This is a genomic window from Paraburkholderia dioscoreae (assembly GCF_902459535.1).
GTDB lineage: Bacteria > Pseudomonadota > Gammaproteobacteria > Burkholderiales > Burkholderiaceae > Paraburkholderia > Paraburkholderia dioscoreae.
Map to the genome: position 1 here is coordinate 2,610,897 of NZ_LR699553.1, position 26,304 is coordinate 2,637,200.

22 protein-coding genes and 2 pseudogenes are annotated in these 26,304 nt (G+C 62.6%); 11 read left to right on the top strand and 13 right to left on the bottom strand.

The features are described from left to right. The first annotated feature begins 153 nt into the window (after nt 1–153). Nucleotides 154–1,029, top strand: a complete 876-nt coding sequence (gene yghU / locus PDMSB3_RS11650) for a glutathione-dependent disulfide-bond oxidoreductase (protein WP_165186222.1) — start codon at nt 154–156, stop codon at nt 1,027–1,029. 382 nt (nt 1,030–1,411) lie between these two features. Then, entirely contained in the window at nt 1,412–2,674 is a 1,263-nt protein-coding gene (locus tag PDMSB3_RS11655; protein WP_007181480.1) for a multidrug effflux MFS transporter, read from the top strand. An 85-nt stretch (nt 2,675–2,759) separates the two neighbouring features. Here the strand turns inward: PDMSB3_RS11655 and PDMSB3_RS11660 are convergent. After that, nucleotides 2,760–2,972: pseudogene (locus tag PDMSB3_RS11660) on the bottom strand (hypothetical protein); the annotation flags it as partial. A gap of 5 nt (nt 2,973–2,977) precedes the next feature. Continuing rightward, a complete protein-coding gene (locus PDMSB3_RS11665; protein ID WP_007181479.1) occupies nt 2,978–3,787 on the bottom strand; it encodes an AraC family transcriptional regulator in 810 nt (269 codons plus the stop codon). A gap of 258 nt (nt 3,788–4,045) precedes the next feature. Here PDMSB3_RS11665 and PDMSB3_RS11670 point away from each other — a divergent pair, with 258 nt between their 5' ends. From PDMSB3_RS11670 to PDMSB3_RS11690, 5 genes are all read left to right on the top strand, one after another. Further along, the gene (locus PDMSB3_RS11670) at nt 4,046–6,241 is read left to right on the top strand and encodes a TonB-dependent siderophore receptor (protein WP_165186224.1); all 2,196 of its coding nucleotides are present in this window, start codon (nt 4,046–4,048) and stop codon (nt 6,239–6,241) included. A gap of 18 nt (nt 6,242–6,259) precedes the next feature. Continuing rightward, complete coding sequence (locus tag PDMSB3_RS11675; protein WP_007181477.1) at nt 6,260–7,114, top strand: ATP-binding cassette domain-containing protein; 855 nt, start codon at nt 6,260–6,262, stop codon at nt 7,112–7,114. Nucleotide 7,115: 1 nt separating this feature from the next. Continuing rightward, nucleotides 7,116–8,069, top strand: a complete 954-nt coding sequence (locus tag PDMSB3_RS11680; RefSeq protein ID WP_007181476.1) for an ABC transporter substrate-binding protein — start codon at nt 7,116–7,118, stop codon at nt 8,067–8,069. After that, nucleotides 8,066–10,087: a Fe(3+)-hydroxamate ABC transporter permease FhuB gene (gene fhuB / locus PDMSB3_RS11685; protein ID WP_007181475.1), complete on the top strand. Its 2,022-nt coding sequence runs from the start codon at nt 8,066–8,068 to the stop codon at nt 10,085–10,087. Before PDMSB3_RS11680 ends, fhuB begins: the two co-directional genes overlap by 4 nt. A gap of 66 nt (nt 10,088–10,153) precedes the next feature. After that, complete coding sequence (locus tag PDMSB3_RS11690; protein ID WP_165186227.1) at nt 10,154–11,884, top strand: cyclic peptide export ABC transporter; 1,731 nt, start codon at nt 10,154–10,156, stop codon at nt 11,882–11,884. A 552-nt stretch (nt 11,885–12,436) separates the two neighbouring features. On the opposite strand, the gene PDMSB3_RS11695 is transcribed toward PDMSB3_RS11690, so the two are convergent. Beyond that, nucleotides 12,437–13,012 carry a DUF308 domain-containing protein gene (locus tag PDMSB3_RS11695; protein WP_035518053.1) on the bottom strand — a complete coding sequence of 192 codons (576 nt, stop codon included), beginning with the start codon at nt 13,010–13,012 and terminating at the stop codon, nt 12,437–12,439. A gap of 588 nt (nt 13,013–13,600) precedes the next feature. On the opposite strand from PDMSB3_RS11695, the gene PDMSB3_RS11700 reads away from it, so the two are divergent. Genes PDMSB3_RS11700 through PDMSB3_RS11710 form a run of 3 tightly spaced genes read left to right on the top strand, consistent with a single transcriptional unit; the run spans nt 13,601 to nt 15,635 of the window. Next, the gene (locus tag PDMSB3_RS11700) at nt 13,601–14,194 is read left to right on the top strand and encodes a cytochrome b/b6 domain-containing protein (RefSeq protein ID WP_165186230.1); all 594 of its coding nucleotides are present in this window, start codon (nt 13,601–13,603) and stop codon (nt 14,192–14,194) included. Between the two features lie 2 nt (nt 14,195–14,196). Next, a complete protein-coding gene (locus PDMSB3_RS11705) occupies nt 14,197–14,970 on the top strand; it encodes a molybdopterin-dependent oxidoreductase (RefSeq protein WP_165186233.1) in 774 nt (257 codons plus the stop codon). Between the two features lie 50 nt (nt 14,971–15,020). After that, nucleotides 15,021–15,635: a hypothetical protein gene (locus tag PDMSB3_RS11710; protein ID WP_165186235.1), complete on the top strand. Its 615-nt coding sequence runs from the start codon at nt 15,021–15,023 to the stop codon at nt 15,633–15,635. A 104-nt stretch (nt 15,636–15,739) separates the two neighbouring features. Here PDMSB3_RS11710 and PDMSB3_RS11715 read toward each other — a convergent pair whose 3' ends face one another. From PDMSB3_RS11715 to PDMSB3_RS11755, 9 genes and pseudogenes are all read right to left on the bottom strand, one after another. Continuing rightward, nucleotides 15,740–17,110, bottom strand: a complete 1,371-nt coding sequence (locus PDMSB3_RS11715; protein WP_007181470.1) for an MFS transporter — start codon at nt 17,108–17,110, stop codon at nt 15,740–15,742. A 23-nt stretch (nt 17,111–17,133) separates the two neighbouring features. After that, entirely contained in the window at nt 17,134–17,961 is an 828-nt protein-coding gene (locus PDMSB3_RS11720; protein ID WP_035518051.1) for an enoyl-CoA hydratase-related protein, read from the bottom strand. 46 nt (nt 17,962–18,007) lie between these two features. Beyond that, the gene (locus tag PDMSB3_RS11725; protein ID WP_165186237.1) at nt 18,008–18,784 is read right to left on the bottom strand and encodes an enoyl-CoA hydratase-related protein; all 777 of its coding nucleotides are present in this window, start codon (nt 18,782–18,784) and stop codon (nt 18,008–18,010) included. A gap of 10 nt (nt 18,785–18,794) precedes the next feature. Continuing rightward, nucleotides 18,795–20,012 carry a CaiB/BaiF CoA transferase family protein gene (locus PDMSB3_RS11730; protein ID WP_165186240.1) on the bottom strand — a complete coding sequence of 406 codons (1,218 nt, stop codon included), beginning with the start codon at nt 20,010–20,012 and terminating at the stop codon, nt 18,795–18,797. A 111-nt stretch (nt 20,013–20,123) separates the two neighbouring features. Next, nucleotides 20,124–21,020: a LysR substrate-binding domain-containing protein gene (locus PDMSB3_RS11735; RefSeq protein ID WP_035518564.1), complete on the bottom strand. Its 897-nt coding sequence runs from the start codon at nt 21,018–21,020 to the stop codon at nt 20,124–20,126. Nucleotides 21,021–21,085: 65 nt separating this feature from the next. After that, nucleotides 21,086–21,544, bottom strand: a pseudogene (locus PDMSB3_RS11740) (S1C family serine protease); the annotation flags it as partial. Nucleotides 21,545–21,637: 93 nt separating this feature from the next. Then, on the bottom strand, nt 21,638–22,618 hold the full coding sequence (locus PDMSB3_RS11745) for an alpha/beta fold hydrolase (RefSeq protein ID WP_165186242.1): 981 nt from the start codon (nt 22,616–22,618) through the stop codon (nt 21,638–21,640). A gap of 120 nt (nt 22,619–22,738) precedes the next feature. Then, nucleotides 22,739–23,485 (bottom strand): SDR family oxidoreductase, encoded by a 747-nt coding sequence (locus PDMSB3_RS11750; RefSeq protein ID WP_007181464.1) that lies wholly within the window; start codon nt 23,483–23,485, stop codon nt 22,739–22,741. 119 nt (nt 23,486–23,604) lie between these two features. Then, complete coding sequence (locus tag PDMSB3_RS11755) at nt 23,605–24,693, bottom strand: alkene reductase (protein ID WP_165186245.1); 1,089 nt, start codon at nt 24,691–24,693, stop codon at nt 23,605–23,607. A 34-nt stretch (nt 24,694–24,727) separates the two neighbouring features. Between PDMSB3_RS11755 and PDMSB3_RS11760 the strand changes: the two genes are divergently transcribed. Continuing rightward, nucleotides 24,728–25,726: a LysR family transcriptional regulator gene (locus PDMSB3_RS11760; RefSeq protein ID WP_007181462.1), complete on the top strand. Its 999-nt coding sequence runs from the start codon at nt 24,728–24,730 to the stop codon at nt 25,724–25,726. Between the two features lies 1 nt (nt 25,727). Here the strand turns inward: PDMSB3_RS11760 and PDMSB3_RS11765 are convergent, their stop codons facing one another. Next, a complete protein-coding gene (locus tag PDMSB3_RS11765) occupies nt 25,728–26,300 on the bottom strand; it encodes a TetR/AcrR family transcriptional regulator (RefSeq protein ID WP_007181461.1) in 573 nt (190 codons plus the stop codon). Nucleotides 26,301–26,304: the final 4 nt, after the last annotated feature.

Here is a 26,304-nt window from a genome sequence, read left to right on the forward strand (position 1 = left end):
CTACCAATAACCATGCGCCGTCATGCAAGGCAAACCGTTGCAACCGCCCCGGCTGATCCCCACGCCGGCGTTGAGCACCGCCAGCGCGTTCCCCGCCGATTTGTTAATCTCTCTGCGAAAACACTTGTCCCCCCGGACACAAGGAGCTTGAGCATGAGTGACCGCGCCGATTACGTGCCGCCGAAAGTATGGACCTGGAACAAGGACAACGGCGGCCGCTTCGCGAACATCAACCGCCCTGTCGCGGGGGCAGCGCATGAGAAGGAACTGCCGGTCGGCCGCCATCCTCTTCAGCTCTACTCGCTGGCCACGCCGAACGGCGTGAAGGTCACGGTGATGCTCGAAGAACTGCTGGCGAGCGGTCACAGCGGCGCGGAGTACGACGCGTGGCTGATCAGGATCGGTGAAGGCGAGCAATTCGGCAGCGGGTTCGTGGCCGTGAATCCGAACTCCAAGATTCCCGCGCTGCTGGATCGCAGCGGCCCCAAGCCGATCCGGGTTTTCGAGTCCGGTGCGATTCTCCTGTATCTCGCCGAAAAGTTCGGCGCTTTTCTGCCGACCGAACCTGGCGCGCGCGCCGAATGCCTGTCATGGTTGTTCTGGCAGATGGGAAGCGCCCCGTATCTGGGCGGCGGCCTCGGCCATTTTTACGCATACGCGCCGACGAAAATCGAATATGCGATCGACCGCTTCGCGATGGAAGTAAAACGTCAGCTCGATGTGCTCGACAAGCGGCTCGCGGAAAACGAATACGTGGCGGGCAGCGAGTACACGATCGCCGACATGGCGATCTGGCCTTGGTACGGCGGCCTCGTCAAGGGCTGGCTCTACGAGGCGGCCGAATTCCTGTCGGTGCAGGACTATCGGCATGTTCAGCGCTGGGCCAATGCGATCGGCGAACGTCCGGCGGTGCGTCGGGGACGGAAGGTCAACCGCGTGTTCGGTGAGCTTTCAGATCAATTGCACGAACGTCATGATGCAAGCGACTTCGAGACGAGCACGCAGGACGTCCTGACCGCGCAGAAGTAGCGGCTTTGGGCAAGGTCATGGGGTGAGCTATGGGCACGGGTGTGGGTGCCCGTTTGTGAGGTTGATACCGTGTGCGAGGGCTTTTGCGAAGCTCCCGCAATCCGCAATGCCGGGCATTGTCACGCCGGGGCGTCAACCCCCTGGCCATCAGACGACGCGCGCTGCCGCTGACACTTGCTTTCACAACGGTCCATCGGGAGCCTGCCTGCTGCACCCCGGCGGCGACAGCCAGCGTGCCCGACGGATGCCCGATGCGCAGCGGGCCAGCGTCCCACCCGACGCCGCCGCGACCTCATGCGCCAATGTTCCAGGCATCGCCGCCGCGACGGCGAGGGCGATCGCGCCCGTTCCCGTCACCAGAATCTGCTCCCTTTATGCTGTCATGAACCACACTATCACCGACTGCTCTACCTCTCCCACACGCACACCGAACTCGCCGCGCTTCCTGCTGTTCCTGATCTGCCTGTTCGCCTCCGCTGGACAACTCGCAATCGACATTTACGTGCCCGCGCTACCCGCAATGGCGCATTTCTTTGCGACATCACCTCAGGCGATCCAGTCGAGCGTGTCCGGGTACATGGTGGCCTATGCGCTCGGCCAGCTCGTCTTCGGACCGGTAGCCGATGCTTATGGGCGCAAACGCGTGCTGGCTTTCGGGCTCGTGATCTACACGCTCGGCTGTCTGCTGTCACTTGCTGCATCAAGCCTGGAAACATTCATTCTTGCCCGCTGTCTGCAGGGATTCGGTATCGCCACCACGAACCTGCTCGCGAAGGCGATCATCACCGATTCGTTCACTGGGCAAGCGCTGGTGCACGCGTTCACCTACATGTCGATCGCATGGGGGCTCGCTCCGATTGTGGCGCCGGTGATCGGCGCGCACCTGCAAACCTGGTTCGGCTGGCAGGCCTGCCTCGTCTTTCTGCTTGTTTATTCGCTGGTGATGTGGGGGTTGCTGTGGCGCTACCGCGAGACGTTGGTGCAGCCGGTGCACCTCGCGCCGCGCACGCTGATGGCGAACGCCGGTAAGGTGCTGTCGAGCCCCGTGTTCCAAAGCTGCTTCCTGGCGCAAGGTCTTTGCTACAGCATCCTGCTCGTGTTCAATATCGTTGGACCATTCATGGTGCAGAACACGTTGCATAAGCCGCCGACTTTTTTCGGCTACCTCGCTCTCGGTATCGGGGCGATGTACTTCCTCGGCGGTCTTTCGAATCGCGTGTACGGCGCGCGTCTGCCGAATGCAGAGCAGCGGCTGCGCATCGGTGCCCGCGTGATGGCGGGCGCGTCGATTGCGATGCTGATTCTTGCGCTGACAGTCGGCCTGCGTGTGTGGACACTCGCGCTGCCCGTGCTTGTGATGGGGTTCTGCGCAGGCGCAATGTATCCGACTCTGATGGCCAAGGGAAATTCGCTGTTCCCGCACATCGCGGGCCTGACGAGCGCGATCCTCGGGTGCGCACTGCTGCTCGTGTCGTCGGCGATGATGGGACTGGCCGGCTTTGTTTCGGTGCAGGAACTGACCTCATTGGCGGTGTTTTTTGTGGTCCTCGCCCTTACGGTCGTGGGGATGGTGACGAAGCTGCTACGCCATCTGGCTCAACCGCAGTCCGCAGCCGTCGCGCGCGGGAGCGGCGAAGCGGTGTAAGTACGTCGTCTACGGAGGCTTGCGCCGAAGTCGGCTTACGACGGAGGTTGGCGGACGCTGTTGAAAAAGTCAGGCTTCAGCGCGCCTAACTGAACGTCGGTGAGCACAGAACCCTCCTCGGGCGTAGACCGTCAACCGATACCGTTAGGCCCTGAAAACGCTGAGCGAGCTGTTTGCGATAGAGAGACGCGCGCAGCAAATGTCTCTTGATTGCGAAGTGTTACCGGATCGATCCGAAGTTCGAGAGAAACGCCTGGGTGCGCTTTAGGTCGAGAAACCCGCGCGACGCACGCCCGCGCTACATCAAATAGCGAGCGGTTCGCGGAACTGTTGGCGGAACTGCTGGGGCGTGCTGCCGAATGCGCGCCTGAACATCACGGTGAAGGTGCGCACGTCGGCATAACCCAGGTCTTGCGCAACCTGGCTCGCCGCGTGGCCGACCGAAAGTTTGGACATCGCCTCGGCCAGGCGCAACTGTTCGCGCCATTGCCCGAAGCTCATGCCGGTTTCCTGTCGAAACAGCCGCGCGACCGTGCGCGAACTGGCGCCGACCCGGTCCGCCCACAATTCCAGCGTGTCGTTGCTGGCGGGTTGCGCGATCAGGCTTTCACATATGTTCCGCAGGCGGACATTGGCAGGCAGCGGCAGGCGCGCGGTGCGCGCGCCGTCTGCGGCGTCCGCCGCATCTTCCAGAAGACGCAGGATCAACGGCACGATCAGGGCCGTGCGGCTCTCGCCGGCTTCGTCGGGATCTGAATCGAACATGCCGAGAATCGTGGCGCGCAGCAGATCGCCGACCGGAATCACACGGCACTCCTGTTTTTGCGGCGCGAGCGAAGCCGGCTCGATGTACAGCGTGCGCATAGAAACCTGTCCGACCATATGCAATTCATGCTCGATCTGCGATCCGATCAGCAGGGCGTTGCCGGGCGTCAGCATCCACAGACCAAGTGGCGTAATCGCGCGGACGATGCCGCTGGTTGCGTAGACCAGTTGCGCGCGATGGTGAATGTGGGCGATTTCATGCGTTCCGTCGACGTAGTCGATCGCCTGCGCAATCACTTTTCGGGCGGCAAAAACGTCGCCGAAGGTTTGCAGTTTAGGCCGGACCATGACTTAATTTAACACCCATCCGTTAAGAAATACATTAATTCTGCCAATTTTGTCCATTTTTATGTGAATGTTGTCCTGACTGACGACAGGCTATCAGATTATAGTGACATGCGGCCTGAACAACGTGCCCGCACTTCCGTGGTACCCCCCACTCGTTTTGAAGACGTATCGATAGCCATCAAGAGCTAGCCAAAACAGCAGCTTATATTTTATTGCGAATCATTCTCACTATTATTAACAGCCAATTGAGGAACCAACATGAGTACCGGGGTACGCGGATCGACCGCGCTGAACAATGCGTTGCTGTTCTGCCTGCTGAGTGGGACTTCAGCGGTGTATGCACAAACGTCACTCGACGACGCGGCCACTAAAGCCGCGGATCCGTCCACCTTGCCAACGGTCACGGTAAGGGGCAATCGCGACGATTCGCGCGTTGGCTCGGCCGACGGCTATGTGCCGGTCACTGCCGTGACGGCGACCAAGACCGACACGCCGTTGATCGAGACACCGCAGTCTGTGTCGGTGGTGACGCGCGATCAGATGACCGCGCAGGGAGCCGCCAGTGTGGCGGAGGCGTTGCGCTACACGGCCGGCGTGCTGCCCGAATTGCGCGGCAACTCCACGGCGGGCGCGCCTTATCTGTTCAGTCGCGGCTTTTACCTCGAGCAGTTTCTCGACGGCTGGCGCCTGCCGAGCGATGCGAGTTATGGCTACGCAATCCCGAATTTCGACACTTACGGGCTGGAGCGCATCGACGTCCTGAAAGGCCCGTCGTCGGTGCTGTATGGCCAGGCCAACCCCGGTGGCATCGCCAATCTGGTCAGCAAGATGCCGACCACGACGCCGATCCATGAAGTATTCGTCACCACCGGCAGCCACAACCGGGCCGAATTCGGTTTCGACCTGGGTGGCGCCCTCACGCAGGACGGCAAGCTGTCCTACCGATTGACCGGCGTCGGCCTCGATACCGACACCCAGGTCAGCGACGTCAAGCAGAAGCGTGTCTACCTTGCGCCGGCGATCACCTGGAAGCCGGACGAGAACACGACGCTGACGGTGCTCGCAAAGTACCAGCGCGATCCGGATGTCGGCTACTACAATTTCGTGCCCGCGATCGGCAGCATTATGGACACGCCCAACGGCCGGATCTCGACCCACACGAACCTGGGCGATCCGACTTTCGATCATCATTCGAAGACGCAATACTCCATCGGCTATCAATTCGAACACCGCTTCGACCCAGTCTGGACATTCCGCCAGAAGCTGAATTACACCTACGTGACCGACGACTTCGCGAACGTGTTCCCGCTCGGCTTCGCGCCTGACTCGTCCACCAACGTGAATCGCTACGCGTTCTTCAACGATGAAAACGCGAAATTCTTCACGGTAGACAACCAGGTCCAGGCAAAAATCTCCACGGGGCCGCTCGCGCACACCGCGTTGTTCGGCTTCGACTTCCAGCGCGTGCTGTATCGCGAGAACGTCGGTCTGGGACTGGCGCCGCAGCTCAATGTGTTCGCGCCGGTCTATCTGCCGGTGACCACGCCCAACAACACATCCGACGACTTCATCCGCCAGAAGCAATTCGGGCTGTATGCGCAGGACCAGATCGCCTACGGCAAATGGCGCTTCCTGATCGGCGCGCGTGAAGACTGGTCGTCAGCCGACGACAACAACCCGGTCCAGAACTACAACCAGGCGCAATCGGCGCGCGCGTTCACGTGGCGCACGGGCGTCGTCTATCTGTTCGACAACGGCATTGCCCCGTACGCGAGCTTTGCGAAATCGTTCGATCCCCAGGCCGGCGTACTCTACGGCGGCGGCACGGCGAAACCGACCACAGCGCAGCAGTACGAAGTCGGCGTGAAATACCAGCCGCCCGGCTATAACAGTTTCATCACGGCATCGGCGTTCGACCTGACCGAACGCAATGTCCTGACGTCCGATCCCCTCCACCCGGGCTTCAGCACCCAGGCAGGCGAAGTGCGCGCACGCGGCTTCGAGATCGAAGGACATGCCAGTCTGTCCGACAACCTCGACCTCGTCGCCTCGTACACATTTCTGAACGACGTGACGACCGAGTCCGCGGATTCGACGCAAACCATTGCCGGCGACACGACGCCGTTGCAAGGCAAAGTACCGTTTGGCATGCCGAAGAACATGGTGTCGGCCTGGATTGACTACACCTTGCATAGCGGCGATCTGCGCGGCCTCGGCTTTGGCGCCGGCGTGCGTTACATCGGCTCGAGCTACGACCAGTCGAACTCGCTGCGCGTACCGTCCAGCACACAGTTCGATGCAGCGGTTCACTACGACACCGGCCAGCACTGGCTGTTTTCGCTCAATGGGAAAAACCTGTTCAATCGCCAGTATGTCGCCTCCTGCCTGAGCGGCACGACGTGTACCTACGGCGACGGCGTCGAAGTCCTCGCCACCGCCCGCTACCGCTGGTAAGCAAAAAGGAGGAGCGCGTTGAACGACATGACCCAGCAGCATCTCGAACAGCAGCCGGCGAGCCTGGTGAACCACGACAACACCGGGCCGGCAACGCCCCGCGTGTTGTACCAGCTCGACGGCGCGTCGTTCGAAGTCGACGGCCGGGTTCTGCTGCAACCGCTCACCCTCTCGTTGAACGCGGAGCGCATGATCGCGTTGATCGGCCACAACGGCTCCGGCAAGAGCACCTTGCTCAAGCTGCTCGCGCGTCAACAGGCGCCCACACGCGGCACCGTGCGCCTGAACGGCAGCGGCGTCGCCGCGTGGCCGGCCCGCGACTTCGCGCGGCAGGTGGCCTACCTGCCGCAGAACCCGCCCGCCGGCACCGGAATGACGGTGCGCGAACTGGTCGCGCTGGGCCGCTATCCGTGGCACGGCGCGCTCGGCCGCCTGCGCGCGGCGGATCACGCAAAAATCGACGAAGCGCTGCATCTCACCGACACGGCGCGCTTTGCGTCGCAACTGGCCGATCATCTGTCGGGTGGCGAACGACAACGCGTCTGGCTCGCGATGCTGGTCGCGCAAGGCGCTTCGTGCCTGTTGCTCGACGAACCCACATCCGCGCTCGACATCGCGCATCAGATCGAGGTGTTGCGGCTTCTGCGCGAACTGACCGACAGCCACGCATTGACGGTGGTCATCGTGTTGCACGACATCAATCTGGCCGCGCGCTTCTGCGACGAACTGATCGCGCTGCATAGCGGCCGCCTGTTGACAAGCGGCACGCCCGACGCGCTCATGCGCGCCGACGTGCTCGAGTCGATTTACGGCATTCAGATGGATATCGTTGTGCATCCGCATAACGGTAGACGGCTTGGCGTCGCGCGCTGATATGCGACGCCGCGATTTTCTCCGCTCCGCCGCCTTCGCGCCTCTGCTCGGCACGCCGTTAGCCCGCGCGCGAGCGGCCGCCAATCTCACCACGCCGGCGTGGGCGCCGCGTCTCATCGTGCTGGACTGGGGACTGGTCGAAACGCTGCTGGCGCTGGGCATCAATCCCGTGGGTGTCGCCGAGATCGATGCCTATAACGATAGCGTAGTCGCCCCGCTCGTGCCGGCACACGTAGCCGATGTCGGGTTGCGTCTCGCGCCGAGCCTCGAACTTTTACAGCAACTCGCGCCCGATCTCATTCTCATCAACTCGAGCCAGGAATCACAGCGTGCGATGCTCGAACGTATCGCGCCGGTGCGTGCATTCGCCGTCTATACCGACGCCGGCGCGCCCTATCGCCACTCGCAGGACGTCACGCTGCAACTGGCCGAACTGTGCGGCCGCACCAGTGCGGGCCACGCGCTGATCGACGCGACTGAGCGAGTGCTCGCCGGAAGCCGCGCGCAAATCGCCGCGCAATGCGCCCGGCTGCAAGCGTCCGGTCCGCAGCGGCCGCTCTATCTGATCCGCTTTTTCGATGGCCGGCATATCGGCGTGTACGGCGCGCGCAGCCTGTTCCAGGACGTGATGGACGCGCTCGATGTCGCCAATGCGTGGCATGGTCCGACCGACTATTGGGGCATCGGCGTGGCCGGGCTCGAGAAACTCGCCGTATCGCCCACGGCGGACGTGCTCTATTTCGATCCGCTGCCCAGCGGTGTCGCGCGCACGCTGAGCTCGAATCGCTTGTGGCACGCGCTGCCCGCGGTTGCCGCGGGACGTGTCGCCACGCTACCGCCGTTCTGGGGCTTCGGCATGCTGCCTTCGGCCGCGCGCTTTGCGGAGGTGCTGACTGCAGCGCTCACGCGCGACCCGGCAGCAAAAACCGATGCGGGAACGCAGACACGCCTATGAATATCGCCCGCACACACGTGCCGCATCTCGCGATACGTCCGTGGCTGCCCGCCGTGCTGACTTTGCTCGTGCTCGCCGCAGCCGTTGCGCTAAGCATCGACAGTCTCTCGGCGATTCTGCCGCCGTCGCTGTGGTGGCAGGCGCTGTGGTCGCCGGATACGCACGACATCCAGCAGATCATCGTCCACGATAGCTGGCTGCCGCGTCTCGTGGTCGGCTGGTTGTCCGGCGCCATTCTGGGACTCGCCGGCACGGTCTTCCAGCAGGTATTGCGCAATCCCCTCGCCGAGCCGATGACACTCGGCGTCTCGGCCGGCGCGCAACTCGCGTTGACGGTCGCCACGCTTTGGGCGCCCGCGCTGCTCGGCGGCGCCGGCCAGTGGGTCGCGCTCGGCGGAGCACTGATCACCGCAGTCATCGTGTTAGGCCTGTCCTGGCGCAGCGGGCTCGCACCGGTCACAGTCGCGGTCGCGGGGCTCGTCGTTACGTTGTATTGCGGATCGATCGGCGTCGCGCTCCAATTGTTTTACGCACCGTATTTGCAGAGTTTGTTCATCTGGGGCGGCGGCTCGCTCATCCAGCAGGACTGGAGCAACGTGACGACGCTCGCATCGCGTCTCGCCATCGGTAGCGGGATCGCGCTCCTGCTGTTGCGGCCCATGACGCTCTTCGGCCTCGACGACGCCAATGCCCGCAGTCTCGGCCTGTCGCTGCGCCGCATGCGGCTCGTCGCGCTGGCGCTGGCAGTCGTGCTGAGCGCGGCCGTAGTCAGTGCGGTCGGAGTCATCGGCTTTGTCGGATTGGCCGCGCCCGCGCTCGCACAGATGGCGGGCGCGCGCCGCCTGTTGCAGCGTCTGCTGATAGCGCCGTTGTGCGGTGCGCTGATTCTGTGGCTCACTGATCAAGCGGTGCAACAGTTGTCCGGCGCAATGGGCGATCTGATTCCGACCGGCGCGGCGACCGCGTTGTTCGGCGCACCGCTGCTGCTGATGCTACTCGCCCGGATGCATCGCGCCACGCGGTTGCCCGCCGGCAGCGAAGACATCGCCCGCAGTCATGCAGTGCCCTTTGCTTCGCTGCGGCGGCGTTTCTTTGGCATCGCGCTACTCATGCTCGTCGTCTCCGCGCTCGCGCTGGATTTCGGCCATGGTCCGCATGGCTGGCATTTCAGCAGTCTCGACGAGTTGTCGCGCGTGGCCATCTGGCGCGTCCCGCGCGCGGCCGCCGCGATTGCTGCCGGTGCCATGCTCGCGGTAGCCGGCACGCTGATGCAACGGGTGACCGGCAATCCGCTCGCCAGCCCCGAAGTGCTCGGCGTGAGCGCCGGCGCCGCGCTCGGTCTGATCGCGCTGGCGATCGGAGCGAATGACGCGGGACACATCGAGCGTATCGCGGCGAGCGCAGCAGGCGCCTTGACCGCCCTGCTCGCGATCCTCTGGTTTTCGCAACGCTCGCGCTTCGCGCCCGATCGCGTACTGCTGGCGGGCATTGCCATCGGCGCGTTGTTCCAGGCAGTGGTCGCGGTGGCGATCGCGAGCGGCGGCGAGCGAGCGGCGATGCTGCTGCAATGGCTCGCCGGCTCCACCTACACGATCACCCCAATCGACGCGACGCTCGCACTCGTCCTGTGCGTCGTCCTGTGCGCGTTGACACCACTGTGCAATCACTGGTTGCAGATCCTGCCGCTTGGCGAAGCATCGGCGCGCGCGCTCGGCGTATCGACGCGCGGCGCCCGCTTCGCGCTGCTCTGTCTGATCGCGCTGTTGACGGCAGCCGCCACGCTGGTGGTCGGGCCGCTGTCTTTTGTCGGCTTGACCGCGCCGCATTTCGCGCGTCTTCTCGGCGCGCGCCGGCCATTGCAGCAGGTGCTGCTGGCCGCGCCGATCGGCGCGGTGACGATCGTCACCGCCGACTGGCTCGGCCGTGCGCTGCTGATGCCGCGCGAGCTGCCGGCGGGCCTCGTCGCGACCTTGATCGGCGCACCTTATCTGATGTGGCTGCTCGGCCGGCGTCGCTAAGCCATGCCGCGCTGCCCACCATTCAATCTTTTTGCACCAGAACTTCAGATATTCCAGGAGAACACGATGCTTGCGGAACTGCTCAGATTGCTTAAGCGACTCTGGCCGATTACCGTACTCGCCACGACAATGGGCGCCGCGAGCGGCATCGCCACCGCCGCCCTGCTGGCAGTAACGAATCGCACGCTGCATGACGGCGCCGCGGCCTTGCCGACCCTGCTGTGGAGCTTCGCCGGACTGTGCGTGCTGGTGCTCGCGGGCGAAGTCATCTCGGACATCGGCAACAATCTCGTCGGCCAGCGGGTCATCGCGATGCTGCGCAAGAATCTGTGCGAGAAAATCATGGCTGCCCCGATCGGTCAGATCGAACAGTTTCGCAGCCATCGGCTGATCACCGCACTGAATCAGGACATCGATACGATCAGCTCGTTTTCCTTCATGTTCTCGAGCCTCGCCATCGCCACCGCGACGATCGTCGGCTGTCTCGGTTATCTGTTTGTGTTGTCGCCCGTGTTGCTGGTCATCGCGCTCGTCGCCATCGCGCTCGGCTCGATCGTGCAAACGTTGGCACGGCGCGTGGGGATTCGCCGCTTCGGCGCGGCGCGCGAAGCCGAAGACCGTTTGCAGAAATACTATCGTTCGATCACAGAAGGCGCCAAGGAGCTGCGCCTGAACGGCCAGCGCCGCAGCTTCGTCTACGAACACGAACTGTCCGGCACCATCGAGGCGATCTTCCGGCTGCGCGTGCGCGCCGCCAATGTCTTCGTCAGCGCGAATGCATTCGGTTCGCTGTTGTTTTTTATCGTGGTCGGTCTGATGCTGACGTTGCAGACGTGGTCGCCGGGCGCGGATCGCACGATCATCACCGGCTTCGTGCTGGTCCTGCTGTATATGAAAGGGCCGGTCCAGGAGATTGTCGGCGCGCTGCCGGCGATCGGCCGCGCGCAAGTTGCGTTTCAGCGCATCGCCGAGCTCTCCGCACGGTTTTCGACCCGCGAGCCGTCGCTCGTCGCTGGCCACGAAACCGGCTCGCCCGGGCGGCTCGCCGACGTGCTCGATACGATCGCGCTCGCCGGTGCCCGCTATCGCTTCGCCATACCGCAGGACGAACGCGACGCCTCTGCCGCGGATAGAGGAACAAGCGGAACGGATAGCGTCGGCGGCGGCTTCGAACTCGGGCCGGTCAGCCTCACGATCGAACGCGGCGAGACGCTTTTTATCGTCGGTGAGAACGGTTGCGGCAAGACCACGCTGATCAAGCTTCTGCTCGGACTGTATCAGCCTGACGCAGGACAGTTGCTGCTCAACGGCGAAGCGGTGCGCGACGAACATCTCGACGACTATCGCCAGCTTTTCTCGGCGGTATTCTCGGACTATTACCTGTTCGACACGCTGATTCCCGGCGAAGCCACCCTCACCGCCGACGCACAGAAGTACCTGGAACGTTTCGAGATCGCGCACAAGGTCTCGGTGCGCGACGGCGCGTTCACGACTACCGATCTGTCGACCGGGCAGCGCAAGCGGCTCGCTCTCGTGCACGCCTACCTAGAACGCCGCCCGGTGATGGTGCTCGACGAGTGGGCCGCCGACCAGGATCCGACTTTCCGGCGCATCTTCTACACCGAAATCCTTCCTGACCTGAAACGCCAGGGCAAGACCCTGATCGTGATTTCGCACGACGACCGCTACTTCAGTGCGGCCGACCGCTACATCCGGCTCGAAGAAGGTCACATCGTCGAGGAGGTTCGGCCCTTACGCGTGCAGGCCGCTGCTCAGATTGCCGCGAATGCATCGTGATGCGGTATGGCGGCCGCCCACTACCGATAGGTCGAAATCCCCAGCGCAGCGGTCTCAATTGCACACCCAGTCAAATCGATCCACGCATTCGGATGGACGAAAAACTGACTGGGCGTCGATCGTTACCAATGCGAGGCATCGCTAACGATCAAATTGACGGTATCGGACAAGGCCCTCCGAGGAAGAAATGTCGGTACTGTCATCGTCTAAATCATTCCAGTTCGATTGACGCAATCCATTCGCCGCCCGATTTGACGACGTCCTTGCTCCGATCGGTAATGTGCATATCCTCACGAACCAGAAAACCTCGCGCCCGACCGCTTGCAAGCGCCCCGCAGCAATGGGTAGGGCGCGGCTGAACAGTCCCGGCCGACGCATCGGGCACCCATCTTTCGTTGTCAAACCGTAAAAAAACGACCACGTTTTGGGCCTTTGGCGTGCGTCGATGACGCGGCGCGGGCTAGCAGCCATTAACAGCGTAGACAGATCCAGCGCGCGTCCACTGACGCAAATGACAGGTAGCGTCGCATCAGTGGACTGCTGCTCAGAGCGTCAGGAAACCTTCCGCCGCATTTCACTCACGGACAGCCATGTCGCCGAGACCAGGAAGTAAATGGCCCCCACCGCGGCATAACTGGCCACCTTGACGATCGCGGCAGGCGTAGGCTTGTGCGCTTGCACTATGAATAGCACGCCAGCCAGCGACGACTGTGCACCGCTCAGTATCATCGCCCATTGCGCGCCAAAATTCTTCCAGCGCCGCATTGCAGTTCCGAGTTGGAGCAAACCGGATAACACAGCCCAAACGCCGACTACCTGAAGCACACCGGTCATGCTTAGCCGCAGCGCGACGATGACGGCGACCGCCGTTGCCAGGCTCACCGCCGTGTTGAGTGCTTGCGTGCGATTTTCGAAGGGACCACCGCTACGTGACATATCGACATAGTTGGCCAGCGCATCCCATACAGGGTAGGCGACGAGCAAAGCTGCCGCAATGCCCGGGGAATACTGCCCGACAGAAAAGGCAAGCACAACCCAAACAGCCGAAAACGCTGCCCGGACAAAGTAATAGTGCTTCAACCAACGCTCGTTGTGAGTCCGCGCAGTAGCTGCGTGACGATCCATCATTCACACTCCAATAATGATCGGTAGAACGATAATAAAAATGGATATCTGCCCATGCTGTCGGCGCGCATCGGTGCGCTGCGAACGACCGCCTGGGGTATCGACTGTGGCGCATCGTGGCTTACCGGGAGCCCGAGAAAGACAATAGTCTCAGGTCTGCCGCCCCAACGGGATCGGTCAAATGACCGATCCCGGAATGCTCGCCGCCGTGCAGTCGGCAGTCTGCGAACAAAAGCCTATGGCCGTCCGCAAATTCGGCTTTGGCGCCGTCTGCTCAGCCGCAGTGCGGAGCCCATGCGCCAACACGGCCTTATGGTCAATCAGCACGCGTGCACCTTGCCCTCAGCGCCTCGGAAGACTGCACCCGGGTCGGTCATTTGACCGATACCGTTGCGCCTCGCCGGATGCGATTCTTATCCGGAACCAAGATACACGGATCCAGATGACGACCGCGCAACGTGATTCGCTTTCACGAGCCCGGATTCGAGCTGAGTCTGCGCGGACAGGCGCGATGCGCAGTTGTTTTCCGCTCGCCGCCGACAGCCGCAGGACACGCTTTCCACTTTCAATACCGTCCACAGTGAGGTTACCTTGAAGCACACAACGATACATCCCGTATGGGTCCGCATCTTCCACTGGATCAATGCGGCCGCTGTCATCGTTATGTGCCTGAGCGGCTGGCAAGTGTACGAGGCGTCGCCCATCTTCAGGGCGATCCGCTTTCCGCAGTCCATCACGCTGGGCGGCTGGCTAGGTGGTGCGCTGCTTTGGCACTTCGCGGTCATGTGGATACTGGTCGCAAACTTTGCCGCCTATCTGATCCTCGGCGTTATCACGGGACGCCTGCGCAAAAAATTCTTTCCCCTCGGCCTTCGCGCGATTGCCACCGACCTGGTGGCCGCGCTGCGCGGCAAGCTCGGTCATGCTGATCTCAGCCAATACAATGCAGTGCAGAAGTTTGCCTATCTCGTCGTGATCACCGACATCGTGCTCGTGGTGTTATCAGGCCTGGCTATCTGGAAGCCGGTTCAGTTACCGCTCCTCCGTACCTTGATGGGAGGCTTTGACAACGCCCGCATCGTCCACTTTGTCGCGATGAGCGTGCTGGTCGGCTTCTTCACGATACACGTCGTGATGGTTGCGCTGGTGCCGCGATCCTTGCTCACCATGATTCGGGGCCGCTAACCATGACTTCACGAAAATCCGTACAGCGACCCGACGCCGCATCCATCATCAAGGATGCAGAAAAGGAGCTCCAATCGTCCGCGCGCCGCCTGTTCGGCAAACGAATCCTGACCCTGGGCGGACTCGCGCTGCTGTCGGGCTGCGATCTGACGAACGACAGATCGGTCAACACCATGCTGCGCAGAATGTCTTCATTCAACGATAGCGCGCAAGCCCTGCTGTTCGATCCGCGCAACCTGGCCCCGACCTATCCGGAATCGATGATCACGCGGCCATTCCCGTTCAATGCTTACTATGACATCGACCAGGTGCCGGAGGTCGACACACGCACCTACCGCCTCGAACTCAGTGGTCTCGTCAAAGGCAAACGCGTCTGGATGCTCGACGAACTGCATGCATTGCCGCAGCAGAGCCAGGTGACGCGGCATATCTGCATCGAAGGCTGGAGCGCGATCGGCAAATGGGGCGGCGTGCGATTCGCCGACTTTCTCCGGCTGGCCGGCGCCGATACAACCGCAAAATATGTCGCGCTCCACTGCGCTGACAACTACTGGACGAGTATCGACATGCCGACGGCGTTGCATCCGCAGACGCTGCTCACGCTGACTTATGACGGCAGCATTCTGCCCGCGAAGTATGGCTTCCCCATGAAGCTTCGCATGCCCACCAAGCTCGGCTACAAGAACCCGAAGCACATCGTCGCCATCTCCGTCACCAACGAATTCCCCGGCGGCTATTGGGAAAACCAGGGCTACAACTGGTTCGGTGGATCCTGAACCACACGTCGCAAATATCTTCTCACCTCAACCAACCTCTCGGAGCACTTATGTCCACACGTTTCAAGCTCGCCGTTTCCTTTGCCGCGCTCACGCTCGCCGGCGCAGCATTCGCCCAATCCCCCGCCGACAAGCCCGAACGAATCCGCGGCGAAATTGTGTCATTCGCAGGCAGCACGCTCAAAGTGCATCGGCGCAGCGGGGACACCGTGACCATCGACATGCAGGAGTCGTCCGGTGTGAACGCCGTGAAGCCGATCCAGCTTTCCGATATCAAGCCGGGCTCTTACGTCGGTGCGGCCGCCATGCCCGGTCCGGATGGCAAGCTGACAGCAAAGGAAGTGCTGGTCTTCCCGGAAGCCGCGCGTGGGACCGGCGAAGGCCACTACGCGTGGGATCTGGGCGCCAACAGCACGATGACGAACGCCAACGTGGATACTGTGGTGCAAGGCACCAGCGGACGTGATCTCAAACTGTCGTACAAGGGCGGCACCAACACGATCACCGTGCCGGCGAACGTACCGGTCGTAGCGCTTATTCCGGCAACCCGCGCTGAGTTGACAACGGGCAAGAAGGTTTTCGTCGTAGCCACTCCGAAGACCGTCGGCACCTATGACGGCAAACTCGTCGTTGTCGAAAAGGACGGCGTCGCCCCGCCGATGTAACGCTGCAAGGAGTGCGGCGTGCTTCCGCCTGGCGCCGCTCGACCGAAATCTTCGGACCTGTGTTTCCCGTCAGGCCACCGGCTCGCGCCTGGCTCGTGCCTGGCTCAGCGGGTGGTCATCGTCTCAGCGGCGGGATGCGCCGGCATCCCGCCGCCATGCGCGTTTCTCATCCGCGCATCCTGCTTCAGGCCCCAGATCCACGTCACGACGAGACAAGGCAACAGCGAGACGACCGAATACCCGACGCCCGCGAGCGGATTGCCCGTCAGATTGACGAGCGACAGACTGATCAATGGCAGAAACCCGCCGAACATCACGTTGCCGAGTTGTTGCGCGAGGCCGAACCCGGTCGTTCGGCTTTGTGGAGGAAAGCATTCGGCGACAAAAGCGGGCAGCGGCGACATGATCATTGCGGTCAGCACGGCAAGCACGGCGATCAGCAGCGAGACTGCGATCCACTGTGACGACGCCACGCCTGCCCTGATGCCCGCGAACGCCGGATAAACAATGGCGATCCACATGACGATGCCGATCAACATGACGCGCGCGCGCCCGAAGATATCCGACAGCTTGCCGAACACCGGGTACAGCGGCGCGGCAATCAGGATGCCGGCACCGAGGCACAGGTTCGCCTGCGTCGGTTCGACCTGGAGAACGTTTTGCAGGAAATAGAGCATGTAGACGATCGACGTGTAGAGCGACACCGACGTGCCGCCCTGCGCGCCGAACATCGCAACCAGAATGGCTTTCCAGGAAGTTCTGTTTGACAGTGTCTCCCGCAAGGGCCGCTTCGACAGCCGGCCCGCCTCCCGCATCTCCGCGAACACCGGCGTCTCCGTCATGCCCAGCCGTATCCACGTAGCGACGGCCACGATCGGCGCCGAGATCAGGAACGGAACACGCCATCCCCAGGCCAGAAAGCTGGCCGCATCGAGCGAGAGCTTCAGCGCCGACACGACGACCAGCGCAAGCAGCAAGCCGATGCTCGCCGTGCCCTGCAGGACGCTGGTCGCCATACCCTTGCGGCCTTCGGGCGCATGTTCCATGACGTACACGACGGCCGAGCCGTACTCGCCGCCGATCGCGACGCCCTGCACGACGCGCAGTGTGAGAAGCGCGACAGGCGCGGCCATGCCGGCGGCTGCGTAGGTCGGCAGACAACCGATGCCGACGGTGGCGACTCCCATGATCGCGAGGGTGATCACGAAGGTCTTCTTGCGGCCGACCCGGTCGGCCATAGGACTGAAGATCACGGTTCCCAGCGGGCGTGCCACATAGGCGACGCCGAAGGTGGCGACACCGGCGAGTGCCGCCACGGACTTGTCGGCGGACGGAAGAAACAGATGCGTCAGTGTTGCGGTCAACGCGACGTAGACGAAGAAGTCGTAATACTCGAGCATCGTTCCCAGACTGGATGTCACGATGATCCGCAACATGCCGGGACGACGATGAACCTTGCGAGGTCCGGTGATCATGTTTGTCTCCTCCAATGAATGTGTCAGGCGGCGCCGCATTCAGTCCGCTTCGATTTCTGTCGAGCCTGCTGTTCAAGGAAGCCGGATACCGCCTCTTTGTGCTCGCTCCCGCAAAGCAGAATGGCCTGCATGTTCGCCGCCATTTCGAGCGCGGCGGACAACGTACACTGCGACGACTCGCGCACCAGCTTTTTCGCCATACGCAGCGCGAGCGGCGGACTGCCGGCGATGCGCTGCGCGAGCGCGAGCGCTTCGCGCTCAAGCGCGTCATCGGGATAAACGCTTGTGACGATGCCGAGTCGCTTCGCCGCTTCGGCATCGATGAATTCGCTGGTCAGCGTCAATTCAAGCGCCTTCGCAGGCCCCACGATGCGCGACAGAAACCATGCGCCACCGATGCCCGACACAAGGCCGAGCCGAAGAAAGCTTTCCGCGAAGACAGCCCGCGTTCCCGCGAGCCGGATATCGCACATCAGCGCGAGGTCGCAGCCTGCGCCGACCGCGGCACCGTTGACTGCGCAGATCGAAGGCACCTCCAGTTCGTTCAGCGCGCGCGTGATCCGGTGCAGACTCCTGCGCAGGCGCTCACGCACCTGTTCGATGCCGCCGTCCATCAGATCCTTGCCGCTCTGCATGTCCTTGACGTTTCCGCCCGTGCAGAAGTGCTTCGACGACGATCGCAACAGGAGACAGTGCACGTCGTCCCGCCGGTTGACGTTTTCGAGCACGTCCGATAACGCTTCGGTCATCGCCACCGTGAGCGCATTGCCATTCGCGGCGCCATCGAGCGTGAGTGTCATCACGCCCTCTTCCACTGAGTAGCGCACGAGCGGCGCTTCATTCAGTCCCATTTCCTGCACGGTCTGCCTCCTGAGTTGAATCCGGGGTTGTGGCGCTTCATCGGTTGGAAAACGCGGCGTTGCGCCTGCCGAGAAACGCGGCCATGCCTTCCTTCTGGTCGGCGAGCGCGAAGCCGGCATGAAAGAGCCTTCGTTCGAACAACAGTCCCTCTGCCAGCGACGATTCGAACGAGCGATTGACGGCTTCCTTGATGGCCAGAATGACGGGCAGCGAATGCCGGGCGATCTGCTCGCCGATCCGCAACGCTTCTTCGACCAGCACTTCCGGCTCGACCACTTTCGACACCAGTCCGCACGCGAGCGCCTCGCTTGCCGTCAGCGATTCGCCGGTGAGACAGGCGAGCATCGCCGTCGACTTGCCAGCCGCGCGCGGCAGGCGCTGCGTACCGCCCGCGCCGGGCACGATCCCGAGCTTGATTTCGGGCTGACCGAACATCGCATTGCGCGCCGCGATCACGATGTCGCACATCATCGCGAGCTCGCATCCGCCGCCGAGCGCGTAACCCCCGACCGCCGCGACGACCGGCTTGCGCAGCGCCCGAAAGTGGTCCCAGTTGCGGCCGATATAGTCTTCGGAGAATGCCGTGGCGTAGTCGAGCTTCGACATGGCGACGATATCGGCGCCCGCCGCGAACGCCCTTTCCGAACCCGTCAGCACGGTCGCGTGCACGGCGGGATCGGACTCGATGTGTTGCATCGCCAAGACGAGTGCGTCGATCAGCGCGTCCGTGAGGGGGTTCAACGTGTTATCGGACGCGAGCCGCACGAGCGCGACCTTTCCACGCCGCTCGCTTCGTATGAGTTGTCGTTCCATGCTGGCTCTCCTACGCCGTCCCGGCATGAGCCGCGCTTGCGCGTATCACGCCGGCGTTCAGCAGCGCCGCGACTTCGTCTTCGTCTATCCCATAGAAGCCGAGCATTTCGAGCGTATGCTGCCCGGTCATCGGAGCCGGTGTTTCGTCCGGCGCAGGCGCATCGGAAGGCCCGAGTGCGAAGCCATGTGTTCTTACGCGGCCCGCCACCGGATGCGCGACAGTACGGGCGATGCCGCTTTCCCGATACTCCGTCGTCTCGATGACTTCGCGGTAAGTCGTCACGGGCGCGCAGAGAATATCTCGCGCCGACAGCATGTCGATCCACTCGGCGGTGCTGCGCCGGGCGAAATGCGCGTCGAGAATGCCGTGCAGTTGCGCACGGTGAAGTACGCGGGCATCGTTGGTGGCGAAGCGCGCGTCGGTTTCGAGACCGGGCGCATCGAGCAATTCGCACAACGCGCTCCAGCGGCCTGGATGGTAGGCCACGACCATCATCCAGCCGTCGCGGGTACGGAAGGCTTCGTTCGGACAGGCATAGGGCGCCGCGCTCCCGACCTTCTCCGGATCGGCCCCCGAAGCGAAAAACGCCGCGAACGCGATCTGCTGCAGCATCAGCGTCGAGTTGTAGAGGCTCACGTCGAGGTGCTGCCCCATCGCTTTCGTGCGCACGGTGTGCAGCGCGCCGAGCACGGCGATCGTGGCGAGGTAGCCGCCCATCATGTCGGCGACGGGCACCGGCACCTTCAGAGGATCGCCATGCGCCGTACCGAGCGTGCTCATGAGCCCGCTGACGGCCTGTATCACGCCATCGACCCCCGGCCGCCCGGTGCTCTCGCCGCGCTGCCCAAACGCCGAAATCGAGCAATAGACGAGCTTCGGATTGACGGCGCGAAGCGCGTCGTAGCCGAGTCCCATCGCGGCCATGACGCCCGGCCGGAAGTTCTCGATGAGCACGTCCGCCTTGCGCACCATCGTCGTAATAGTCCGCCGTCCGGCATCGGTCTTCAGATCGATGGCGAGACTGTACTTGCCGCGATTGACGCTCATGAACGCCGGGCTCACGCCGTTCTGCCACGGCGGACCGATCTGCCTGCCGATTTCGCCGCCGGGCGGCTCGATCTTGACGACGTGGGCGCCGAGGTCGGCAAGCGTCATCGAACACACCGGTCCCGCCAGCACGTGCGAGAAGTCGAGCACGCGCATGTCTTTCAAACTGTCTCGAATCATTCGTCGTGGTCCTGTCTCCGGGTCCGACGTTGCGTCGAACCATAGGCGCAGATTAGATTCGCGCCATCACAGGAACAATCGACTTTTTCGAAACGGGGCTTTGAGTTTTTGTTAAAAGGTGCCGGCGGTCTGCACGAGTGAGACCAGCCAGTCGCGGAAGGTCGTTAATGCCGCGGACGGGCGACGCGTGGCCGGCCATGCGAAGTAATACGTATAAGCGCCACGGTCGAGCTCCAGGCGAAATGGCGCGACCAGTTGCCCGTTATCGAGTTCTGCCCGCACCAACGCCTTTTGCGCGATCGCCACGCCATGTCCTTCGATGGCGGCCTGATACGCTAGCAGCGAGGTCTCATAGCGCATTTCGCGACGACGCCCGTCGAGCGCGAACCCCGCCGCTTTCATCCATAGCGCCCAGTCATCGGCGCGCGCGAGCGAGTGCAACAGCGTCTCCCCCTGCAGTCTGCTTCGCGCCCGCACTTTGCGCGATGGCGCGGCGACGGGTACGAGTTCATTGGGAATGAGCCTCTGAGCAGAAAGACCAGGCCAGTTGCCATCGCCGAGCTGGATTCCGCCGTCGATATCCTCGCGCTCGAAGTTGAGCGGCGCCGACGAAGTGGTGAGCTGCACGTCGACGTCGTCATGCTGCCGGTGAAAACTGGCGAGCCGCGGTATCAGCCAGCGGACCGCGAACGTGGCGGGGCAACGAATCTTGAGTACCTGCGAGCGTCGCCCTGCCGTACGAATGCTGTCGGTCGCCTGTCGCAGGCCCGCAAAGAACGGCATCAGTTCGGCGAGATAGCGCGCACCCGCCGAAGTCAGCTCGAGCCGTCCTTTGACGCGCTCGAACAATGCCACACCGAGAAAGCCTTCCAGCGTCTTCACCTGTCGGCTCACAGCCGCCGGTGTCACGGCGAGTTCGTTCGCTGCTTTCGATACGCTCAGCAGACGCCCCGTTGCTTCAAAAGCACGTATGGAATTAAGGGAGGGTAGCGGCGCGGAACGGTCCATGAACATCGGGGGAGGAATCGGCATTCGGAATTCTGGCGCAAAATCGCGTGTGCTGGGAATGTTTCGTCACCCGCCTGGAGCCCCGCCCTCGCCGTCGGCCCACCAGACTCGACCGTGCTGATCAGCGCCCCGTCCGGTTTCGACAAGCCGAATGAGCGTGCAATCGACTGGCTCACTTCCTGAACTGCGGCACCGAGACGTCCGCGGCTCATCTGGCCAGCCTTTAACAATTGGTCCTTCACATCCAATGCAACGTCGATCGGTATCACGAATGACAGTCCTTAATCGCCTACGTCAGCACGACTCGGGTTGCCGGTCGTTACTATCGGCAAGCTGTCCGAGTCAATCTTGATTCCTGCGACATCGGACAGCGCATCGCTGCCGATCACTTGTCCCCTGAACTCCCGCTTGTCGGTCCGTTTCACGTCGACCACACCGGCGTTGCCGACTACGTGGCGATTGGTCAGGATGTTGCCGTCGGCGCTGACGATAAAGCCGGAGCCCAGGGTGACTTCCTGGCGGTTGCCGATCACACGGCGCGTGAGAAACGGCGCGAGTGGATTGCCCGGTGCGATGCCTGGTGGCAACTGTATGCCCATCTGGGTGACCTCGCGCCGTTAAGGCAAGACAAAGCTTGCCGCCGCGTCCGGACTACGATCAGTAGCCGTTTTTTTCAGAAAATCGAGCATCAGGCCTGCGATCTCGTCGACCTGTTCATCGAATGCGAAATGCCCGGCGTCGAGCAGATGAATTTCCGCTCTGGGCAGATCCCTCCCGTAGGCTTCAGCCCCCGGCGCGATAAACGACGGATCATTCTTGCCCCACACCACCAGGGTCGGCGGCTTGTGTTCACGCAGCCACGCCTGCCAGGCCGGATACGAAGCGACATTCGTCCGGTAGTCGTACAGCAGAGCGCCCTGGATCTCGCGCTGACCGGATTGCGACAGATGTGCATACTCGTCAGTCCACGTATCGGGATCGTATCGCTCGGGATGCAGCGTCCCGGCCGTGTGCCGCTGCTCGGTCGCAGCAAACGAGATGAACGTATCCAGCACTTCAGGGTGTGCCTTGGGATCGGCCCAGTATTGGGCGATGCCCGTCCATTTCACGCCTAGCCCTTCCCTGTAGGCATTCGCATTCTGGATGACCAGCGTTTGCACGCGCTCGGGGTGCGCCACCATGATCCGGAAGCCGACTGGCCCACCGTAGTCGTGAAGGTACAGGCTGTAGCGACTTACTCCGATCTGATCGAGCAACTCGCTGGTCGTCCGTGCCAGATGGTCGAACGTGTACGTGTATGCCGTCGGAGACGGTGCATCGCTCTGCCCGAAACCCGGAAAGTCCGGCGCGATCAGGTGATAGTGCGCAGCCAGTAACGGAATCAGCGGGTCGAATTCACGCGACGACGACGGAAACCCATGCAGTAATACGATCGTCGGCGCATCCTTCGGACCGGCCTCCCGATAGAAGATCCGTATCCCATCGACTGTGACAGGATGATAGGACGTCGTGCTCGAAATGGACTCCAGGGGTGCTGCCTGCACCGCATGGCTTGTCATCAATGCGACCGCCGCTGCCAGAAGAATTCGCGCTTTCATCTTGAAGTTCTGCCTGTTTGAAAAGCTTTACCTGAACTCCGAACGATTCCGACGAGGACCACCAGCAGGAAATGCCAGCAGAACCCGCCCCGTGCTTCGATCGGGAATTCGAGCTAATTCTTAGAATTGCGTCAGCCCGCCATCGACCACCAGTTCAACGCCCGTCGTGTATGACGAATCGTCGCTGGCCAGGAACAGCGCACTCCTGGCGATTTCAATCGACTCGCCGAAGCGCTGCAGCGGCACCCTGGCCTGAATGGCGGCCGCGGTTGCTGCGAGCTGCTCGTCGGTAAGACCCAGCTTGCCGTAGAACGGCGTCGTGATCGCGCCCGGGCTCACGGCATTCACGCGGATACCGCGCGGGGCCAGCTCTGCTCCCAGCGTGCGGACCAGCGACCGGACGGCCGCCTTCGTTGCGGCCAGCAGAGACAGGCCTGGCATGCCGACGGTGTCGAGGAACGACGTCGTCACCACCACGCTGCCGCCGTTCTGCATGAACGGAACAGCCTTCTGCACCGTCAGGAACAGGCCCGTGAAATTCAGCGAGAAATGTTCGTCGATCAGTTCCGGGGTGACGGCCTCGAGCGGCGCGACCTTGCCGGCACCGGCATTGGCGAACACCACGTCGATGCGGCCGAAACTGGCGCGCGCGGCTTCGATGGCGCGTTCGATATCGGCCGGCTTGCGCAGATCGGCGGACAGCAGCAGCACATCACCGCCGATTTCCTTGCCGGCTGCCGCGAGGCGCTCCGCGTTCGAGCCGAGCACGATGACCGAGGCGCCTTCCGCGCGGAACAGCTTCGCGGTTTCCAGGCCGATGCCCGACGTACCGCCGGTGATCAGTGCAACCTTGTTCTTCAGTTTCATTTTGCTTCCTTCATACAGATATTAAAGAGGAATACTGATATCCCTCAATGGACATGCCGCCATTCGGGTGACGACGAGGAAATCATGTCGCGGCCGCCGGCCGCGCAAAGCATCCCGGCTCAGCCGGCCTGATACCGGGAATAATCCGTATAGCCCTTCGCACCGCCGCCGTAGTATGTCTTCGCAGACGCTTCCGTCAGCGGCCGATCCAGACGCAGCCGATCGACCAGATCGGGGTTGCCGATAAACGCCTTGCCGAAAGCGACCATATCTGCATGGCCGGTCGCGATCGCGGCGGCCGCCAGCGCGCGATCGTAGCCGCCGTTCGCGATATACGCGCCGTCGAACGCGCGACGCAGAGACTGGAAGTCGAAAGCTCCCGCCGTTCCGGCCGGCGCACGCTCCTCGATGCAATGCAGATAGGCCAGGCCCAGAGCGCCGAGCCGTTCGGCAAGCCGCTCATAGGTCGACTGCGGATCGCTGTCGAGCGGCGTTTCACCGATCGTGGTCTTGACCGGAGACAATCGCACGCCCACATGCCCGGCGCCCCAGATCTCGGCCACGGCCTCCGCGACCTCGACAGGCAGACGCAGCCGGTTCTCGACCGAACCGCCGTATTGATCGTCCCGACGATTTGTGCCGTCCCGCAGGAACTGCTCGAGCAGGAAGCAGTTACCCATGTGAATCTCGACGCCGTCGAACCCGGCCTGCTCCGCCATCCGGGCCGCATGTCGGTACTCGTCGATCACACCGGGAATCTCGTCCGTCTGCAGCGCGCGCGGCATGGACGGCGGCAGCATGCCGGCGGCGGTCAACACGGTGCCGCCAGCCTGAATCGCCGAGGGTCCGACGGGAGCACGCGCCCCCTCGTGGAGAGTCACGTGCGAAATCCGTCCGGTATGCAGGAGCTGCAGCACGATCGTGCCGGCGGCATCGTGGACCGCATCGGTCACCTGACGCCATGCTCTGGCTTGTGCTTCCGTGTAGATGCCAGGGGTGTAGGCATAACCTCGGCCTTGCCGCGAAACATTAGTTGCTTCTGCAACGATAAGTCCGGCAGATGCGCGCTGACTGTAATACTCGGCGGCGAGAGATGTCTGCACGCCATCGAGATCGGCTCGAGCCCGCGTAAGCGGCGCCATAGCGACACGGTTCGGGATGTGAATTCCACCGAGCGCACCGGGGGAGAAAAGATCGGAGGGCTGCATGAACAAGTCCTTTGGAAACGAATCGTTATCGCGAATGCCGCATCATGCCGTCCAACGCATTGATGTTGAATCCACTAAAATCGATTTTGATTTCCTCAAAAAATGGACAAGTGACGTGGACCGACTCGAAGCCATGACGATGCTGCTCGCCGCGATTCAGAAAGGCAGTTTCTCGGCCGCCGCGCGGGAAATGAACGTGCCGGTGCCAACGCTTACGCGCAGGGTCACGGATCTTGAAGAACAACTCGGCACGCGCCTACTCACGCGTACGACGCGCAAGCTGGCGCTAACGGATGCAGGAGTCGCCTATGCGACTACGGCTCGACAGATTCTCGAACTGGTTGCGGAACAGGAACGTGAGGCGACGGGAGAATTCACGGCGCCGCGCGGGGAACTCACGATCACAACGCCGGTACTCCTCGGACGACTCTATGTGCTGCCGGAGATCATGGACTTTCTGGACTTGTTTCCGGAAATCGACGTCACACTGACCCAGTCGGATCGCAATGTCGATCTGGTCGACGCGCATGTCGATCTGGCGGTGCGTATCGGAAGGCTGCCCGACAGCAGCATGATCGCAACGCGAATCGGCGCGTTTCGCCCGGTTGTGTGCGCCAGCCCCGCGTTGCTGGCAGAACGCGGCGTGCCCCGGGTGCCTGCCGATCTGGCAGAACTTCCGTGCGTTGTGTTCAACGGTCCGATGCTATCGCCGGACTGGACCTTCCGGTGCCCCGATACGGAACGGCTTGTCACCATCCCGATTGCGCCAAGGCTCCGGGTGTCGTCACCCGACTCGGCCGCCGCTGCCGCCGTTCGCGGTCTCGGGTTCACGCAGTTGCTGCACTACCACGTCGCAGAGGCTATCGAAGCCGGCAAGCTCGAGATCGTACTGGAGGCCTTCGAATTCGATCCGGTGCCGATCCAGCTCGTCCACGTTTCCCGCAACATGATGCCGCTCAAACTGCGACGCTTTCTCGACTTCGTGACACCCCGGCTCAGGGAATCCCTGTCCCGGTTTGCCAAACCGTCATGAATCAGGAACGAGACGTTTCGTCCTTCGTCAGATCGAGCAGCGTGTTCATGGCCCGTTTGAACGGGCCCGCATCCCCGCTCGCCGCCTGCAGGGTCAGCACGCCCTGAACCAGGGCCACCCAATCTTCCGCAAAGTGCCGCGCCCGCACAGGCGGCATGCCGCTGTCGCGCGCCAGCACTTCGATCGCGCCGATCCAGTGAGCAAACGCCTCGCGCAGATCCTGACGCGCCTCGGCGCCGATTTCCGAGCCCGCCAGTTGACCCAGAACACAGGGCGATCGCCCGCCCGAATACAGCTTGTCGAACGTGGCAACGATCCTGCGTACGCGCGCCTTCAGCGATCCTGAGCCTTGTGCCGCCGCCAGGATCTCGGCGTCGATCCACGCCGTCGCGCGCTCGAGCACGGCCTTCGCCATCTGCTCCTTCCCGTTCGGGAAATGATGATAGAGGCTCGATTTGCCCAGTCCCGTTGCTCGGGACAAGTCGGCAAGCGACGCGCCCTCGAAGCCCTGGTCACGGAAAACGTTGAACAGCCGGTCGACGATTTCGTCTTTCGAGACTGCGGCAGGAGGCATTCAA